Origin of the sequence: Neptuniibacter sp. QD72_48 (assembly GCF_047778065.1) — a bacterium.
Classification (GTDB): Bacteria; Pseudomonadota; Gammaproteobacteria; order Pseudomonadales; family Balneatricaceae; genus Neptuniibacter.
The window spans coordinates 3,045,277-3,060,051 of sequence record NZ_CP180547.1 but is presented as its reverse complement, the minus strand read 5'-3'; the positions used below and the strand labels follow the sequence as shown (position 1 = coordinate 3,060,051).

13 protein-coding genes are annotated in these 14,775 nt (G+C 45.5%); 10 read left to right on the top strand and 3 right to left on the bottom strand.

What is annotated here, in order from left to right; translation table 11 throughout:
- Window positions 1–57: 57 nt before the first annotated feature.
- Entirely contained in the window at window positions 58–1,686 is a 1,629-nt protein-coding gene (locus ACMXYX_RS13900) for an HDOD domain-containing protein (protein ID WP_415906114.1), read from the bottom strand.
- 42 nt (window positions 1,687–1,728) lie between these two features.
- A complete protein-coding gene (gene rsgA / locus ACMXYX_RS13895; RefSeq protein WP_415882237.1) occupies window positions 1,729–2,757 on the bottom strand; it encodes a small ribosomal subunit biogenesis GTPase RsgA in 1,029 nt (342 codons plus the stop codon).
- 204 nt (window positions 2,758–2,961) lie between these two features.
- Between rsgA and orn the strand changes: the two genes are divergently transcribed.
- Window positions 2,962–3,468, top strand: coding sequence for an oligoribonuclease (gene orn / locus ACMXYX_RS13890; protein ID WP_415884678.1), 507 nt, complete (start codon window positions 2,962–2,964; stop codon window positions 3,466–3,468).
- Here the strand turns inward: orn and queG are convergent.
- Window positions 3,465–4,589: a tRNA epoxyqueuosine(34) reductase QueG gene (gene queG, locus ACMXYX_RS13885; protein WP_415896875.1), complete on the bottom strand. Its 1,125-nt coding sequence runs from the start codon at window positions 4,587–4,589 to the stop codon at window positions 3,465–3,467. The two genes, orn and queG, sit on opposite strands and share 4 nt — an antisense overlap.
- Window positions 4,590–4,659: 70 nt before the next feature.
- Between queG and ACMXYX_RS13880 the strand changes: the two genes are divergently transcribed.
- The 9 genes from ACMXYX_RS13880 to hflC all read left to right on the top strand — a co-directional run bounded on the left by ACMXYX_RS13880 (window position 4,660) and on the right by hflC (window position 14,728).
- Window positions 4,660–6,180: an NAD(P)H-hydrate dehydratase gene (locus ACMXYX_RS13880; RefSeq protein WP_415882235.1), complete on the top strand. Its 1,521-nt coding sequence runs from the start codon at window positions 4,660–4,662 to the stop codon at window positions 6,178–6,180.
- Window positions 6,173–6,652: a tRNA (adenosine(37)-N6)-threonylcarbamoyltransferase complex ATPase subunit type 1 TsaE gene (gene tsaE, locus ACMXYX_RS13875; protein WP_415882234.1), complete on the top strand. Its 480-nt coding sequence runs from the start codon at window positions 6,173–6,175 to the stop codon at window positions 6,650–6,652. The genes ACMXYX_RS13880 and tsaE overlap by 8 nt, the downstream gene beginning before the upstream one ends.
- Before the next feature lie 22 nt (window positions 6,653–6,674).
- Window positions 6,675–8,003 (top strand): N-acetylmuramoyl-L-alanine amidase, encoded by a 1,329-nt coding sequence (locus ACMXYX_RS13870; protein WP_415906113.1) that lies wholly within the window; start codon window positions 6,675–6,677, stop codon window positions 8,001–8,003.
- Between the two features lie 26 nt (window positions 8,004–8,029).
- Window positions 8,030–9,904 carry a DNA mismatch repair endonuclease MutL gene (gene mutL / locus ACMXYX_RS13865; RefSeq protein ID WP_415906112.1) on the top strand — a complete coding sequence of 625 codons (1,875 nt, stop codon included), beginning with the start codon at window positions 8,030–8,032 and terminating at the stop codon, window positions 9,902–9,904.
- Between the two features lie 37 nt (window positions 9,905–9,941).
- The gene (gene miaA / locus ACMXYX_RS13860; protein WP_415906830.1) at window positions 9,942–10,847 is read left to right on the top strand and encodes a tRNA (adenosine(37)-N6)-dimethylallyltransferase MiaA; all 906 of its coding nucleotides are present in this window, start codon (window positions 9,942–9,944) and stop codon (window positions 10,845–10,847) included.
- Between the two features lie 125 nt (window positions 10,848–10,972).
- Window positions 10,973–11,215, top strand: coding sequence for an RNA chaperone Hfq (gene hfq / locus ACMXYX_RS13855; RefSeq protein ID WP_007022969.1), 243 nt, complete (start codon window positions 10,973–10,975; stop codon window positions 11,213–11,215).
- A 6-nt stretch (window positions 11,216–11,221) separates the two neighbouring features.
- The gene (gene hflX, locus ACMXYX_RS13850) at window positions 11,222–12,526 is read left to right on the top strand and encodes a ribosome rescue GTPase HflX (protein ID WP_415906111.1); all 1,305 of its coding nucleotides are present in this window, start codon (window positions 11,222–11,224) and stop codon (window positions 12,524–12,526) included.
- Between the two features lie 133 nt (window positions 12,527–12,659).
- The gene (gene hflK, locus ACMXYX_RS13845) at window positions 12,660–13,856 is read left to right on the top strand and encodes an FtsH protease activity modulator HflK (RefSeq protein ID WP_415882230.1); all 1,197 of its coding nucleotides are present in this window, start codon (window positions 12,660–12,662) and stop codon (window positions 13,854–13,856) included.
- Window positions 13,856–14,728: a protease modulator HflC gene (gene hflC / locus ACMXYX_RS13840; protein ID WP_415882229.1), complete on the top strand. Its 873-nt coding sequence runs from the start codon at window positions 13,856–13,858 to the stop codon at window positions 14,726–14,728. Before hflK ends, hflC begins: the two co-directional genes overlap by 1 nt.
- The last annotated feature ends 47 nt before the right edge of the window (window positions 14,729–14,775 follow it).

Genomic DNA, 14,775 nt, shown 5'->3' with positions numbered 1-14,775 from the left:
GTCAAAGACAATATTGGGACTATTACGACTTATTTCAAGCGTGTTGAGATACCAGTCTTACTTAAGCATTTTTTTCAGGCTAAGAGTTGCTGCTGAACAGAGGTAGCGGAATCGCTCGTGGTGGAAATCACTGATTTCAGGCCCCTGACTACCATAATCTACATGGATAATCGCAATAGGTTTTTTTCCAAAGAATAACGACATCAGTAAGAACCCATTTGGATTACCCCAACTACGATAGACCTCCGGCAGCATTGGATTCATTTTGTCGATGTTTTCAGGCTTCACCCAAATGCACCCAGGTTTCTCTCTCAGTTTTTTAAATAAGCTAGGTATTTCCAAATCATATTGAAACTTCGACATCGGGTGAGTGTCTTCAAACCCAACGGCAAAAGCGGTCTTCATGCTGTTTGTCTTTGGGTTGACTAAAAACATACACACTCGCTCAAAACCTAATCCACGGTTCGTGCCTTGAATTAGTCCCTGAAGGATATGCTTGGGTTGCGTATAAAGGTCGTAACCTTTTAGGAATCTTTCGGCGATTTGATCGTAGATGTTTTGATCTTGAAAATCGGGTTTAACAGGCAGGCTTATTTCAGGCTCAGTGGCCTCTTCAGGTTCCGGTGTTGGTGCCGGAATCACAATTTGTGGCTTGGTTACTTCAGGCTGGCTTGCCGCCAGTATTTGGCTTTCTCTATCAGATAAACGGTAATTAATTTGTTTATCTGAGGGAAGCATGATCATTTCGGCAGCGGGTGCTAGAGTGCCTGCTACATGGTACATAGTGGATGCGCGGGCGCAGTTTTTATGCAGCATGTTGATCGTATCTGCAATTTCGCCTTTTAGATAATCGTTAACAATATCAATTATCTTCATGGTCTTGGTTTGTTGCCAACCTAGGTTGGCGGTTAAGGCGATCCAGTTTGCAAGTTTTACAGGAAAGAACTTTTCTTGTACCAGATGATTTATCTCGCGGAGATCTTCATCGCTTAGTCGAGGGTCACCCAATGCTCTTTGATGCAATTGAGCTAAGGTCTTTTTATTTGGGGATGTTTCATGTTCAAGGCTGATTGAAGCTAGTTCAGAGATTCCCCAGTGCTCGATTAAACCATGCGATATCTCTTGTATGGTGCAACCAAGTACATCTGTTTCTGCGAGAACAACATCAGTTCGTTCTTCTCTGAGTTTAACTTGGATCGCACTCATATGTAGAGCTGCATGTTGCCAAAGCATCCAATGACCTACACCGTAAAAGAGTGCTGCTAAGTGTGTTTCTTCAATGAAAGGAGCACGACGTATTTCGAGCCAATTTGAGGCTTGGGTTGCTGCATGATGGCTTATGGCGATGTAACGGAAGTACATCTTTTGAGCAACGCTAGATGGGTTTAGTTTGAGTGCTGTTGTTCCTTTTAAAACCGCATCAATATTATCTAGGCCTAGTGAGCTTATGGCGTGGTCAATGCTGGTTACTTTTGAATCGACTTGGTTATGTAATTCAGATGCCTTTCTGACCATATGTAGACACAAAACCGGATCTGATTTAATGATTCGGTTAAGAGTTTGAAGGGTGACGTTGGGGTCTCGTAACTGTTTTTGCAGACGACGAAGAACACTGTTTCTGACAGGTAATGGGCGATCTTTCAGGTATTCAACCCAACTCTCCACTCCGTATGGGGACTCTGACATCTGTTCTCCGCCTGATTCCAATATTGAAACTATGGACCAAATTTAACTATTTTGCTCTTCAATAGAACTAAGAATATGTTTGTAGCTCTTCCAACGGTATTCGCTGATAGTACCATCTTCAACAGCCGACTTTAGTGCACAGCCAGGTTCTTTTTCATGTTTACAATCGCGAAAACGGCACGACCCAGCTAAAGGCTGTAACTCTTTGAAACCATTGATAACATCATCAGGCTCAATATGCCACAAACCAAACTCCCTAATCCCAGGAGAATCGATCAAGTCACCGCCATCTGGGAAGTGGAATAATCGTGCTGTTGTAGTAGTGTGTCGGCCTTTTTTTGTTTGAGTTGAGAGTGAGCCTACTTTTAAATCTACACCAGGCAGCAACACATTGATTAAAGAGGATTTACCGACACCGGATTGACCAACGAATACGCTGATTCGATTGTCGAGATAGCTCTTCAGATCTGCTAAGCCTTCTTCGCTGGAGCTTGAGGCAAGAAGGACGGTATAACCGATATCTCTGTAACGTTGCAGCATTGCGTCAATCTCGACGCGATTGTCGTTATTTAATAGATCGGTTTTATTTAACAAAATAACCGGTTCTATCCCGCTTAATTCTGCTGCCACTAAGTAGCGATCAATCAAATTGGCATAGGGTGTTGGTTCTACTGCGACGGTGATAACTATAAAATCAATATTGGCGGCAACGGGTTTCATATCGCCATAAGGGTTAGGGCGGAGTAATTCACTTTTGCGCTCGAGTTTCGCTACAACCACCCCAGTATCTTTGCCTTCACGCCAGATAACTCTATCGCCGGTAACAAGTTGCCCTAAGTTAGTACGCATATGACAACGAATGATCTCTCCCTGGTTGTCACCTTCTGTCGCCTCGACATCAACGGTGCGGCCGAAATGGGAGATAATTAAACCATGTTGCTCTGGGCCAAGGTCGCTGCTATCCAATTGCTGTTCAATCGCAGCGTCCTTTTTCGATGCGCGAGCGGCGCGTTCGTCTTGAATTTTTTGAATGCGCCAGCTTTGACGGCGAGTTAATTTACGTTTTGCCATAATGAGTTAGCAGCGTTTTAAAGCGCGAATGCTAATAGTCTCCATTAATATCGAAGCAAGATGTTAGAAGGTAGGGTATTCTAAGGGAAAGTCAAAGAACCTGCGAATTAAGTCCGCTATTCAGTGACAGAGGTAGGTGAAAACGTCATTTTTGGAGGTAATAAGGTGGTAAGTAAGGAAAATCTGATCTGGATTGATCTAGAGATGACCGGTTTGGAGCCGAAAACAGATGTCATTATCGAGATTGCAACCATTGTCACTGATTCTGATCTGAACATCTTAGCTGAAGGTCCAATGCTAGCAATTCATCAATCAGATGAGCTTTTGGATGGTATGGATGAGTGGTGTACCAATCAGCATGGTAAATCTGGCCTTACTCAGCGCGTTAAAGATAGCCAGGTAACTGAAGCGCAGGCGGAAGCGCAGACAATTGAATTTTTAAAGCAGTATCTGGAAGCAGGCGCATCACCAATGTGTGGAAATAGCATTGGTCAGGACCGCCGCTTTTTGAATAAGTATATGCCTGAGCTAGAGGCATTCTTCCATTACCGCAATCTTGATGTGAGCTCTTTAAAAGAGCTGGCGAAACGTTGGAAGCCAGAAGTCGCCAAAGGCGTTGTGAAAAAAGGGTCTCATCTGGCGCTAGACGATATCAAAGACTCAATTGAAGAGCTTAAATACTACCGCGAGCACTTTATTAAGCTGGATTAAAATTGAATTTTCTTTCGGCGAGGGTGGGTCTGAATAGGAAGAATCTTTGCAGTAGTTCTACTTTCTAGTTGCTTTAGGGCCCACTCAACGTGCTCTCGAACGATATCAGATTCGTGAGTACGTTTACTTTCTAAAGCTTCAATCACTGTAGTGCCGCCGTTGCTGTTTCCCAACGCCACTGCAATGTTTCTCAGCCAGCCAATATGTCCTGTTCTTCTGATTGCCGAACCTTCGGTTTTTTTCAAAAACTCATCTTCTGACCATGCGAACAGAGTAGCTAACTCTATGTCATCTAATCTTTGTCGGGGGTGGAAGTCATTTTCTTGGGTGAAATCCGAAAAACGATTCCAAGGGCAAATTAACTGGCAATCATCACAGCCAAAGATCCTGTTGCCCATCAGAGGGCGCAACTCTTCAGGAATTGAGCCGCTTAGCTCAATGGTGAGATAGGAGATGCATCGGCGTGCGTCCAAAACATGCGGTTGCGGAAACGCCTTGGTTGGACATACGTCCAAGCAAGCTGTGCATTTACCACAATGATCTTCTGTAACGGGTTCATCTATTGGCAATGGCAGGTCGATCAAAAGCTCGCCAAGAAAGAATAGGGAGCCAGCTTCACGGTTTAGAATTAGGGTGTGTTTGCCACGCCAACCAATACCAGCTTTTTCCGCGAGAGGCCTTTCCAAAATGGGAGCGCTATCTACGAACGCTCGGTAGACCGATTTGCCGACCTCTTGCTCAATTCTTTTGCCGAGCTGGGTCAAACGTTTTCTAATCAGTTTGTGATAATCTCGGCCTAAAGTGTAGCGCGATACATAAGCTTTATTGTTATCGTCGAGGATCTTTGTGATCTTAGTGTCGGGTGGCAGATAATCCATGCGAACGCAGATGATACGTTGCGCTTCGGGTACTAAACTATTAGCAGAGAAACGTTTATCTAAATGGTTCTCTAGATATGCCATCTCTCCATGGAAGCCGTTGCTAAGCCATTGTTCGTAATGCGCTTGTTCTTGGCTTAAATCGCAGTCGGTAATTCCACATTGCTGAAAGCCAAGTTCCTTTGCCCAAATTTTGATCTTTTGGGCTAACGCTTTCAGGGATTCAGTTGGCATATCTGTCATGGTATCTGCTTGCCTTAATAGGCACAGGTTCCTCTATAATGGCAGAAATTCAAAGGAGTTCGCAGAGCAGATGTCCATCAACAGAGCTGTCTTACCCGCACCATTATACACTGCTGAACAAACTCGGGTGTTGGATAATACCGCAATTACTCAGTTTGGTATTCCGGGTATTCGCTTAATGCAGCGAGCAGGCCATGCTGTGTTTGCTGAAATACTCGATCGTTTTCCGCATATAGCGTCATTAAGTATTGTTTGTGGCGCAGGTAACAATGGTGGCGATGGCTTTGTGGTAGCAGCCCTCGCCATTAATAAAGGCTTGCGGGTGCAGTTAGTCTGCGTAGGTAAAGCCGATTTCTCCTCGCAGCTTAGTGGTGAAGCACTAGAGGCTTGGGAGCAGTTGCAGCCGATAATTGAAAACATAGAGGTGGCATCTGCAGGATCTGAACTATGGGGCGATCTTATTGTAGATGCGCTGTTGGGTACGGGGCTGACGGGTGAAGTCAGGGAGCCCTTTGCGGGGGTGATCAGGCAGATCAATCGCAGTCATAAACCAATATTCGCAGTTGATATTCCCTCAGGTATTTGCGCTGATACCGGTGCTGTTTTAGGTGTGGCTGTTCGAGCAGATATCACATTAAGCTTTATTGGCCTTAAACGTGGTCTGTTTACCTCAGAAGGGGTCAACTATCGTGGTCAGATTCTGTTTGATGACTTAAAAGTGCCCGATGAAGTTTATGACCTAGTTACGGTAGATGTTTTTCGAACCACGGAGAGTGATTTAGCTGAGCTGCTACCAGCGAGGGAGCGCAATGCCCATAAAGGTAAGTTTGGTCATCTGTTGGTGATTGGTGGTAATTCCGGCATGGGGGGAGCGGCCCTTTTAGCTTCTCAGGCAGCGATGCGAAGTGGATCTGGTTTAGTCTCTTTGGCGACCCGTTCAGAGCATGTAACGGCTTCATTAACGCGCTGTCCTGAAGTTATGGTGCACCCTGTTGATTCAACGGGGCACTTATTACCTTTATTGGATCGTGCGGATGTGATTGTCATAGGGCCGGGTCTTGGGCAAAATGCGTGGTCCGATCAGATGTTACGTGCTGCGCTAGCAACCGAGAAACCTTTGGTTTTGGATGCTGATGCGCTGAATTTAATTGTTGAAAATTCGTTATTTGCCTCCCTGAATCGGAAAAATTGGATCTGCACCCCTCATCCGGGTGAAGCTTCCAGAATCATGGATAAGTCTGTAACTGAGTTAGAAGCTGATCGTTTCGCATCGGTTGAGCGTTTGCAGCAAATTTGTGGTGGTAGCGTTGTTTTAAAAGGTGCTGGTTCGTTGGTCAGTGCTGGTGAAGTAGTTTATCTTTGTGACGCCGGTAATCCAGGAATGGCGGTTGCTGGGATGGGAGATGTCTTGTCGGGTATTTGTGGCGCTCTCCTAACTCAAGGTTTATCACCTGAGAATGCCGCTCGTTTGGCGGTGTTTATTCATGCTAAAGCCGCTGACTACGTTGTGAAGCAACAGGGCGAAATAGGTTTAATCGCATCAGATCTGTTTGATGCAATTCCAAGAGTAATAAATAGTAAGTATGAGTAATCAGTATCAAGTAAAACTATCCGATGAAGAGGCGATGATCGCATTCGGCCATAAAATTGCGAATGCAGCAGCGGGTAGGGGTGTTATTTTCCTGTTAGGTGACTTAGGTATGGGTAAAACAACCCTAAGTCGCGGTATTCTTCGTGGTTGTGGCCATCAAGGTTCGGTTAAGAGTCCAACCTATACGCTGGTGGAGCCTTATGAAGTGGGCGAACAGCAGATTTATCACTTTGATTTGTATCGGTTGTCGGACCCTGAGGAATTGGAATTTCTTGGTATTCGTGATTATTTTGAAGATAAGGCATTATGTTTAGTTGAATGGCCAGAAAGAGGGCAAGGTATTCTGCCTGAGGCTGATTTGTTATTGCAGATTGAGCTTGATGGTCGCGGACGACAATTAACTTGGACACCACAGTCTGATTTAGGCCAGCAGATGGCCGATAAATTATTGCAAGCGACTGAAGAGAAGTAAGAAGGGGTTAAGCTTAAGCACTATGCGAATGAGCGGTTTCCGGCATGCTTTTGCTGGATTATTAGGTTGTTTGATTTTTATCTGTAGCGCGATCACTCATGCTGCGGATGTTCAAAATGTGCGTATCTGGTTAGCGCCGGATCATGCTCGTCTCGTATTTGATATGAGCGGTCCTGCATCTCACAAAGTATTTACCCTCGATAAGCCTGACCGAATCGTGCTTGATATTGAAAAGGCATCCTTAAAAGCTGGGCTGGATAAGCTTGGTTTAGATAAAAGTCCGGTCAAAAAGATTCGTTCTGGTAAAAACGGTCAAACCCTCCGTTTAGTATTGGATCTCAAAAGGGCGGTTCGTCCCAAGAGCTTTGAATTAAAGCCCAATCAAAAATACGGTCACCGACTCGTCTTAGATCTTTACGAAAAGTCTTCGCTTAAAACAGTTAAGAAAACGTCCAAACCCAAAGCAGTAGCGGGTCGCGATATTGTGATCGCTATCGACGCTGGTCATGGCGGTGATGATCCAGGGGCAATTGGGCCTGGTGGAGTTCGAGAGAAAGATGTTGTACTTGCGATTGCTAAAGAGCTAAAACGACGTTTAGACGCCACCCCTGGTTATAAAGGCAAGCTAACACGTACGAGTGATTACTATGTAAGTTTACGCGGTCGAACGAAAGCTGCCCGCAAGCATAATGCCGATCTCTTTGTCTCTATACACGCGGATGCCTTCAAAGATGCACGTGCTCGAGGCGCTTCAGTCTGGGTTCTATCGTCCCGTGGTGCAAGTAGCGAAATGGGTCGTTGGTTGGCGCGTAAAGAAAATAGTACCGACCTCATTGGTGGTGTAGGTAGCGTTAGCTTAGATGATAAAGATAATGTGTTGGCGAGCGTGTTGCTCGATATGTCGATGACCGCGAGTCGTGAGGACAGCCGCTCTATCGCCAAACAGATTCATGGCAATATAAAGCGCTTCGCTAAAATGCATAAACCCCATGTAGAGCAGGCGGGGTTTGTTGTCTTGAAATCACCTGATATCCCATCGATTCTGGTTGAAACAGGCTTTATCTCCAATCCTGGTGAAGCAGCGAAGTTAAAGACCAAAAGCTATCAGAAGAAGATGGCGGGTGCTGTCTTTAAAGGGATTACACAACACTTTGAGCGTAAGCCGCCTGCGCTAACGTATATCGCGCAGCGTAGAGAAAAAGATAATCGTACATATAAAGTTGTTCGTGGTGATACGCTATCGGTGATTGCTTCTCGCAACGGTGTATCTCTATCCTCATTGCGCAAAGAGAACAACTTGAAAAATGATCGAATTAAGATCGGTCAGGTTTTACGTATTCCAACCAGCTAGCCTCAGCTAAATCCAAAGGTAGATTAATGTCACGTATACAGCTTTTATCGCCGCGTTTGGCCAACCAAATTGCGGCGGGTGAAGTAGTTGAGCGCCCAGCTTCTGTTATCAAAGAGATTCTTGAAAATAGTTTGGATGCCGGAGCAGATAAAATTGACGTCGATGTTGAGCAGGGCGGCGTGAAGCTCATGCGTATCCGTGATAATGGCTTTGGCATTGAAAAAGATGATCTTTCTCTCGCGCTTAGTCGACATGCCACTTCAAAAATCAAAGTGCTAGAAGATCTAGAGGCAGTTGGTAGTCTGGGGTTTCGTGGTGAGGCGCTAGCCAGTATAAGTTCGGTATCACGTTTAACCTTGACCTCTAGACAGGCTGAGCAAAATAACGCTTGGCAGGTGCAAACGGAAGGGCGGGATATGGAGGCTCAACTTGAGCCGGCTGCCCATCCACAAGGCACAACGGTTGAAGTGAAAGATCTGTTTTTTAATACCCCAGCGCGTCGGAAATTTCTAAAAACGGAAAAAACTGAATTTCGTCATCTTGATGAGGTGGTAAAGCGCCTTGCATTAAGCCGCTTCGATGTTGCCTTTCAGTTGCGCCATAACGGCAAGGTTATCCATCAGCTTCGACAGGCGGATAGTGAATTAGAACAGGAACGTCGTGTTGCCAGTATCTGTGGTTCAGCGTTTATTGATAACGCTTTAAAAGCAGATGTGGTTGCCGAAGCATCGGGTCTGCGTTTATGGGGTTGGGTTGGATTGCCTACTTTTTCTCGTAGTCAGGCTGATCTGCAGTACTTCTTTGTAAATGGTCGAATGATTCGAGATAAAGTTGTTACGCACGCTGTAAGACAGGCTTATGCAGATGTCCTTTATCACGGTCGCCATCCAGCTTATGTGCTGTATCTTGAGCTTGATTCAGCATTGGTTGATGTTAACGTGCATCCGACTAAGCATGAGGTACGCTTCCGCGAGAGTCGTTTAGTTCATGATTTCTTATTCCGGACTTTGCACCGTCTGATTGCGGATATGCGCCCGCAAGATCAAATACCGGAAGGCTCCGCGCCTGCAGTTGCTGAGTTACAGACTCAACAACAGCCAGTACAACAGAATTTCGAACAAAATCGCATGGCGTTTAGATCTGGAGTTAATAGTTCCGGTGGCAATGGTTACTCTGCACCTGCTTATCAGCCAACTTCAACGCCCTCTGGTCCTCAGATTCAAGAGCAGATCAGTGGCTATGCCGCGCTTCACCCTCAGCCTGCAACAACAGTCGATACTGGTGTGTCTGCTGAATCTGAGGTAGAGCATGAGCAATGCCCACCAATGGGATACGCGATCGCTCAGTTACATGGGGTGTACATTCTTGCTCAAAATGACCAAGGCTTAATAGTGGTAGATATGCATGCGGCCCATGAACGTATCGTCTATGAACGCATGAAACAGTCTTTTGAACAGGATGTTGTACGCTCTCAACCGCTCTTGGTACCTATGAGTCTTGCAGTAAGTCAGCGGGAAGCGGATTGTGCTGATGAGCAGGCAAATACGTTTAAGCGCTTAGGCTTTGAGTTAGCGCGCATGGGCGAAGAAACGATTGTTGTTCGCCAAGTACCGGTTTCTTTGGCTAAAGGCAATATCGAGCAACTGATCCGTGATGTGCTTTCAGATATGTTGGTATATGGCGAAAGTAAGCGTATAGAGCAACATATCAATGAATTGTTGGGGACCATGGCGTGTCATGGGGCGGTTAGAGCAAATCGCCAATTAACTTTGCCAGAGATGAATGCCTTGTTAAGGGATATGGAGCAAACCGAGCGCAGTGGTCAGTGTAACCATGGTCGACCAACTTGGAGTCAGATGACCATGGCTGATCTTGATAAATTATTTATGCGTGGCCAGTAGGAGCAATTTAGTGAGTAATCTACCCGTCGTTTTTTTAATGGGGCCTACTGCGTCTGGTAAAACTGATCTCGCGATGAAGCTTTATGATCATATGCCTTGCGAGATCGTTAGTGTTGATTCAGCTATGATCTACAAAGGCATGGATATAGGCACAGCAAAGCCTGATCACGAAACGCTGGCTAGATATCCGCATCGTCTTATCGATATTTGTGATCCTTCTGAAGCCTATTCGGCTGCAGAATTTCGAGTGGATGCGCTCAAGCAGATTGAGGAAATTCGGTCAGCGGGTAAAGTGCCGATTCTGACTGGTGGAACTATGCTGTATTTCCATGCGTTGAAAAATGGCTTAGCGAATCTACCAGAGGCTGATGCAGCGGTTCGTGAAAGACTGCTACAGGAGGCTGAAGCTGAAGGTTGGGCTGCTATGCATGCTCGATTGGCTGAAGTTGATCCTGAATCGGCTAAGCGACTTAACCCTAATGATGCTCAGAGACTTCAACGTGCCCTAGAGGTATATGAAATTACTGGCCGTTCTATGACGGATCTGTGGGCCGAGCAGGAAAAGCAAAAGCCCGATTTTCCCATTGTATCTCTGGCGGTAATGCCACAAGAACGTTCTGAACTACATGATCGTATTGCTCGTCGTTTTGATATCATGCTTGAGCAAGGTTTTGTAGATGAAGTAAGAACGCTTTGGGATCGAGGTGACTTAGACCTGCAGATGCCATCAGTGCGCTGTGTTGGTTATCGCCAAGTATGGGAATATTTTGCCGGAACTTGGGATTATGACACGATGAAATTTAAAGGTGTTGTAGCTACGAGGCAGCTCGCAAAAAGGCAGGTTACGTGGCTAAGAAGTTGGGAAAACCTTAACTGGATTGACACTCACGATACAAAACTCTTGCAGAATGCCTTGAAATTCATTGAAGGTAGCATTATATAATGTCAGGCTAGACAGTAAAAAGCTGTAAAATAAGGCGTTTAAGCGGCGAAAGCAGTAAATTTAAGAGCCGTCAGCCATACTATAACGAAAAAATTATAAAATTTTCCTCGGGAAGGAGTTTGCAAATGTCAAAAGGGCAATCATTACAAGACCCTTATTTGAATGCGCTACGTAAAGAGCGTATTCCTGTGTCTATTTTCTTAGTTAATGGTATTAAACTGCAGGGCCAGATTGAGTCTTTCGATCAGTTTGTTATTCTGCTTAAAAATACTGTTAGTCAGATGGTTTATAAACATGCCATCTCAACTGTTGTTCCTGCGCGCCCGGTTAAACTGCCAGCAGCAGACGAAGCAAAAGCAGAGGACTAATAATCATTGTTCTTTGAACGTCCTAAAAGTGGCGAACGTGCCATTTTGATTCATATGAATCTGGCCGCTGAGGCCGACCAAGAAAGTCCTAAAGAGCTCGAAGAACTAGCCCTATCTGCAGGTGCAGACCCAGTCGAATTTTTGACTGGGTCTCTTTCTCATCCTAATCCGAAGTTTTTTATTGGTCAGGGAAAGCTAGATGAATTGCGCGAGCTGGTTAATCTGCATAATGCGCAACTGGTGATCTTTAACCATGCCTTAAGTCCCGCTCAAGAGCGTAATATCGAACGAGAAATACAAAGTAGGGTGCTTGACCGTACAGGCCTTATTTTGGATATCTTCGCTCAGCGTGCGCGAACCCATGAAGGTAAACTTCAGGTTGAACTAGCTCAGCTTGATCATATGTCTACCCGTCTTGTGCGTGGTTGGACTCACCTTGAGCGTCAAAAAGGTGGTATCGGTCTACGTGGACCGGGTGAAACTCAGCTAGAAACAGACCGTCGATTACTTCGTGCTCGGATGAAGTCTATCCACAAGCGCTTAGAGAAGGTTCGCAAGCAGCGTGAGCAAGGTAGGCGTTCGCGTAAGCGCGCTGAAGTGCCCACTTTATCGTTGGTGGGTTATACCAACGCAGGTAAATCAACGCTGTTCAACTCGCTGACGACTTCTGAGGTTTATGCAGCAGATCAGTTGTTCGCAACACTAGATCCAACTTTGCGGCGGATTGAAGTCGAAGATATTGGTCAGGCTATTCTTGCGGATACAGTAGGTTTTATTCGTCATCTTCCACATAAGCTGGTGGAAGCATTTCGCGCTACTCTGCAAGAAACCATAGAGGCGACTTTGTTGCTTCATGTGATCGATGCTCATGATGATGACCGTCATGATCATGTCGCTGAAGTAGAAAACGTACTGGCTGAAATTGGTGCGGATGAAGTGCCAGTTCTAGAGGTTTATAACAAGATTGATCTGATCGAAGGGCGTAAGCCTCGTATCGATCGTGATGAAGATGGTAAGCCCAGTCGTGTATGGTTATCCGCAGTCACGGGCGAAGGGCATGATCTGCTGTTTCAAGCGGTTAATGAGCTACTTGCAGATGATGTATTTCATGATAACGTGTGCTTGGAGCCGCAAGAAGGTCAGTTTAGAGCTAAATTGTATGAGAGCGGTGCCGTACTTTCTGAACAAATAGATGAAAAAGGATCTATTATTTTGGAAGTGCGTATACAGAAAAAAGACATGCTGCAGCTGCTGAGTCGGTTGGGAATGGAACGTGATCGTTGTTTTCCTGTCGAAGTTAATCCTTGGTAAGGACTTAGCCTGTCGAGTAAAAAGTTTCAAAACCTCGATTTTAGTTAATTGAGGGGTAATATCTGGCGAATAATGTTTTTCGCTGATATATGTTTTAATCTACCTAACATGTTGTTTTTATACGGAGTGACGTATGGCTTGGAATGAGCCTGGTGGTAACGGTGATAATAAGGACCCTTGGGGTGGCGGTAATAACAATAACCGCGGGGGTAAAGGTGGTGGCGATCAGGGGCCTCCTGATCTAGATGAAGCGCTGCGTAAACTGCAGGATAAATTGAACGGCATTTTTGGTGGCGGTCAAAAGTCCAGTGGTCACGGCGGTGATGGTGGCGGTTCGTCTTCGGCTTCCGGTGCTGGTTTCTTCTGGGTGGTGATTCTTATTGCTGCGTTGGCTTGGGCTGGTATGGGCTTTTATACGGTCGACCAACAAGAGCGTGGTGTTGTATTAAGGCTTGGTAAGTTCAGCGAGACCGTAGGTCCAGGTCTGCAGTGGAATCCACCTATGATCGATGTGGTCGAGATTGTTAATACAACTCGTCTACGTACTCGTGATCATCGTGCTCTAATGCTGACCAAAGATGAGAATATCGTCGATATTGAAATGACCGTTCAGTATTTGCTCTCTGATGCCAAAGGTTTTGTGCTGACTGTGCGTGACCCTGAATCAAGTCTATCACATGCAGCTGAGTCTGCTTTGCGTCATGTGGTTGGTTCGACTGATATGCACTCTATTCTGACGCAAGGTCGTGAAACCTTGTCGGTTCAAGTGCAAGATCGTCTTCAGAGCTATATGAGTCAGTATGGTACGGGACTTCAGATTTCGAAGGTGAACATCAAAGAAGCGAAAGCACCTAACCAAGTGCAAGATGCATTCGATGATGTGATCAAGGCGCGAGAGGATGAGGTTCGAGTTAAAAACGAAGCAGAATCTTATGCAAATGGCATTATTCCTGAAGCGCGTGGTCAAGCTCAGCGTATGCTTGAGGAAGCGAGCGCATACCAAGAGCAAGTTGTGGCTCGCTCAGAGGGTGATGCGAAACGTTTTACTGCTTTGTTAACAGAGTATGTAAAAGCGCCTGAAGTAACGCGTGAGCGTCTATACCTAGACACTATGCAGGAAGTTCTTTCTCAGAACCCTAAAGTGCTAGTTGATGTTGAAGGTGGTAATAACATGATGTACTTGCCGCTGGATAAGATTATGCAAAATCGCCCAGTGACAGGTGATAATAATCGCTCAGTGCGACTAGATAGTCAGAGCCTGCGTGAAGTGACTGATCAAGTGGTTGATCAGCTACGTCAGCGTCAAGGTAGTCGTCGGGAGGGTCGATAATGCAGTCTAAATCACTATTTTTCATAATTATTTTTGCTGTGTTGGTGCTGGTTGGTCAGAGCTCTCTTTACATCGTAAAAGAAACTGAACGTGCAGTGTTACTTAAGTTTGGTGAGGTGTCTGATGCCGATGTAGGTCCAGGTCTTCACTTTAAAATTCCAATTGTAAACAAAGTGCGTAAGTTCGATTCACGTATTTTGACGTTGGATGCGCGCCCCCAGGCTTACCTTACACTTGAGAAGAAACGTCTTATCGTAGACTCTTTTGTGAAATGGCGTGTTAAAGATGTGCAAAAGTACTACACAGCAACTTCGGGTGATGAGTTTAACGCGGCAAACCTTCTTTCGCAGCGTGTTGATGCGGCATTGCGTAACCAGTTTGGCGCACGTACGGTGACTGAAGTGGTATCAGGTGAGCGTGAAGAATTGATGCGTAAGCTAATCAGCGAGATCAGCCCAGTAGCTATAGATAAGCTGGGTGTTGAGGTTGTTGATGTTCGTGTAAAACGAATCGATCTTCCTCAAGAAGTATCTGAGTCTGTATATGATCGTATGCGTACAGAGCGTGAGCGTGAAGCACGTGAGCTTCGTTCTCGTGGTAAAGAGCTAGCAGAAGGTATCCGAGCTGATGCTGATCGTCAGAAGACGGTTATTGTGGCAGAGGCTTATCGAGAATCCGAAGAGATTCGTGGTGAAGGTGATGCCGTAGCAGCTAAAAACTATGCTGAAGCATACTCTGCAAACCCAGAATTTTACTCTTTCTACCGTAGTTTGCGGGCTTACCGTGAATCTTTCGGTCAGAGTGGTGATGTTTTGGTGCTAAAACCAGATAGTGACTTCTTTAAGTATTTAGGAGCATCAAAAGCCGAGTAATATCGGCTGGCGTAAAAATGTACAAAAAAACGGATCAGGGGAAGGCA

What these genes read in the sequence shown, in the direction of transcription:
- queG (WP_415896875.1), bottom strand. Translation starts at nt 4,589, where the DNA reads ATGACAGATATGCCAACTGAATCCCTGAAAGCGTTAGCCCAAAAGATC.
- ACMXYX_RS13870 (WP_415906113.1), top strand. Translation starts at nt 6,675, where the DNA reads ATGCGAATGAGCGGTTTCCGGCATGCTTTTGCTGGATTATTAGGTTGT.
- rsgA (WP_415882237.1), bottom strand. Translation starts at nt 2,757, where the DNA reads ATGGCAAAACGTAAATTAACTCGCCGTCAAAGCTGGCGCATTCAAAAA.
- hfq (WP_007022969.1), top strand. Translation starts at nt 10,973, where the DNA reads ATGTCAAAAGGGCAATCATTACAAGACCCTTATTTGAATGCGCTACGT.
- ACMXYX_RS13880 (WP_415882235.1), top strand. Translation starts at nt 4,660, where the DNA reads ATGTCCATCAACAGAGCTGTCTTACCCGCACCATTATACACTGCTGAA.
- ACMXYX_RS13900 (WP_415906114.1), bottom strand. Translation starts at nt 1,686, where the DNA reads ATGTCAGAGTCCCCATACGGAGTGGAGAGTTGGGTTGAATACCTGAAA.
- tsaE (WP_415882234.1), top strand. Translation starts at nt 6,173, where the DNA reads ATGAGTAATCAGTATCAAGTAAAACTATCCGATGAAGAGGCGATGATC.
- orn (WP_415884678.1), top strand. Translation starts at nt 2,962, where the DNA reads ATGACCGGTTTGGAGCCGAAAACAGATGTCATTATCGAGATTGCAACC.
- hflK (WP_415882230.1), top strand. Translation starts at nt 12,660, where the DNA reads ATGGCTTGGAATGAGCCTGGTGGTAACGGTGATAATAAGGACCCTTGG.
- hflC (WP_415882229.1), top strand. Translation starts at nt 13,856, where the DNA reads ATGCAGTCTAAATCACTATTTTTCATAATTATTTTTGCTGTGTTGGTG.
- mutL (WP_415906112.1), top strand. Translation starts at nt 8,030, where the DNA reads ATGTCACGTATACAGCTTTTATCGCCGCGTTTGGCCAACCAAATTGCG.
- miaA (WP_415906830.1), top strand. Translation starts at nt 9,942, where the DNA reads ATGGGGCCTACTGCGTCTGGTAAAACTGATCTCGCGATGAAGCTTTAT.